Annotated in this window: 2 rRNA genes; both read right to left on the bottom strand. The window is 50.6% G+C overall.

Annotation, left to right across the window (positions count from 1 at the left end):
* A 23S ribosomal RNA gene (locus VIP81_RS28695) occupies window positions 1-894 on the bottom strand; the annotation flags it as partial.
* Between the two features lie 225 nt (window positions 895-1119).
* Window positions 1120-2512 (bottom strand): 16S ribosomal RNA (locus tag VIP81_RS28690); the annotation flags it as partial.

Below are 2512 nucleotides of genomic sequence, written 5' to 3'. Positions count from 1 at the left end.
TCACAACATGAGGCTAGCCCTAAAGCTATTTCGGAGAGAACCAGCTATCTCCAGGTTCGATTGGAATTTCTCCGCTACCCACACCTCATCCCCGCACTTTTCAACGTACGTGGGTTCGGGCCTCCATCCAGTATTACCTGGACTTCACCCTGGACATGGGTAGATCACCTGGTTTCGGGTCTACAACCACATACTAAACGCCCTATTCAGACTCGCTTTCGCTGCGGCTCCGCCTCTTCAGCTTAACCTCGCACGGGATCGTAACTCGCCGGTTCATTCTACAAAAGGCACGCCATCACCCATTAACGGGCTCTGACTACTTGTAGGCACACGGTTTCAGGATCTCTTTCACTCCCCTTCCGGGGTGCTTTTCACCTTTCCCTCACGGTACTGGTTCACTATCGGTCACTAGGTAGTATTTAGCCTTGGGAGATGGTCCTCCCAGCTTCCGACGGAATTTCACGTGTTCCGCCGTACTCAGGATCCACTCAAGAGGGAACGAAGTTTCAACTACAGGGTTGTTACCTTCTTCGACGGACCTTTCCAGGTCGCTTCATTTACTTCGTTCCTTTGTAACTCCGTATAGAGTGTCCTACAACCCCAAGAGGCAAGCCTCTTGGTTTGGGCTAATTCCGTTTCGCTCGCCGCTACTCAGGAAATCGCATTTGCTTTCTCTTCCTCCGGGTACTTAGATGTTTCAGTTCCCCGGGTCTGCCTTCAATATCCTATGTATTCAGATAAAGATACTGTTCCATTACGAACAGTGGGTTTCCCCATTCGGAAATCTCCGGATCAAAGCTCACTTACAGCTCCCCGAAGCATATCGGTGTTAGTCCCGTCCTTCATCGGCTCCTAGTGCCAAGGCATTCACCGTGCGCCCTTTCTAACTTAACCATTAGCGAATAAATGGTACAACATAATGTTGTGTTATTTATTGATTTGATTAAAGAAAAGTTTCACTTTTCCTCAGCAATTACTGTTATCTAGTTTTCAAAGAACAATCGCAACCAAAATTCTTCTTATCTAATAAGAAGAAAGTAGTGTGCTTTCTATAATTGAGAGATTAAACTCTCAAAACTGAACAAAGTGTCAAAACGTACGTCATGTAAAAATCCTTAGAAAGGAGGTGATCCAGCCGCACCTTCCGATACGGCTACCTTGTTACGACTTCACCCCAATCATCTGTCCCACCTTAGGCGGCTAGCTCCTTACGGTTACTCCACCGACTTCGGGTGTTACAAACTCTCGTGGTGTGACGGGCGGTGTGTACAAGGCCCGGGAACGTATTCACCGCGGCATGCTGATCCGCGATTACTAGCGATTCCAGCTTCATGTAGGCGAGTTGCAGCCTACAATCCGAACTGAGAATGGTTTTATGGGATTGGCTTGACCTCGCGGTCTTGCAGCCCTTTGTACCATCCATTGTAGCACGTGTGTAGCCCAGGTCATAAGGGGCATGATGATTTGACGTCATCCCCACCTTCCTCCGGTTTGTCACCGGCAGTCATCCTAGAGTGCCCAGCTTCACCTGCTGGCAACTAAGATCAAGGGTTGCGCTCGTTGCGGGACTTAACCCAACATCTCACGACACGAGCTGACGACAACCATGCACCACCTGTCACTCTGTCCCCCGAAGGGGAACGCTCTATCTCTAGAGTTGTCAGAGGATGTCAAGACCTGGTAAGGTTCTTCGCGTTGCTTCGAATTAAACCACATGCTCCACCGCTTGTGCGGGCCCCCGTCAATTCCTTTGAGTTTCAGTCTTGCGACCGTACTCCCCAGGCGGAGTGCTTAATGCGTTAGCTGCAGCACTAAAGGGCGGAAACCCTCTAACACTTAGCACTCATCGTTTACGGCGTGGACTACCAGGGTATCTAATCCTGTTTGCTCCCCACGCTTTCGCGCCTCAGCGTCAGTTACAGACCAAAAAGCCGCCTTCGCCACTGGTGTTCCTCCACATCTCTACGCATTTCACCGCTACACGTGGAATTCCGCTTTTCTCTTCTGCACTCAAGTTCCCCAGTTTCCAATGACCCTCCACGGTTGAGCCGTGGGCTTTCACATCAGACTTAAGAAACCGCCTGCGCGCGCTTTACGCCCAATAATTCCGGATAACGCTTGCCACCTACGTATTACCGCGGCTGCTGGCACGTAGTTAGCCGTGGCTTTCTGGTTAGGTACCGTCAAGGTACGAGCAGTTACTCTCGTACTTGTTCTTCCCTAACAACAGAGTTTTACGACCCGAAAGCCTTCATCACTCACGCGGCGTTGCTCCGTCAGACTTTCGTCCATTGCGGAAGATTCCCTACTGCTGCCTCCCGTAGGAGTCTGGGCCGTGTCTCAGTCCCAGTGTGGCCGATCACCCTCTCAGGTCGGCTATGCATCGTTGCCTTGATGAGCCGTTACCTCACCAACTAGCTAATGCACCGCGGGCCCATCTGTAAGTGATAGCCGAAACCATCTTTCAATCATCTCCCATGAAGGAGAAGATCCTATCCGGTATTAGCTTCGG

The sequence above is a fragment of the Chitinophaga sp. genome, assembly GCF_036566945.1.
Classification (GTDB): domain Bacteria; phylum Bacteroidota; class Bacteroidia; order Chitinophagales; family Chitinophagaceae; genus Chitinophaga.
The sequence above is the reverse complement of the archived record's forward strand: the minus strand, read 5'-3'. Positions and strand labels throughout refer to the sequence as shown.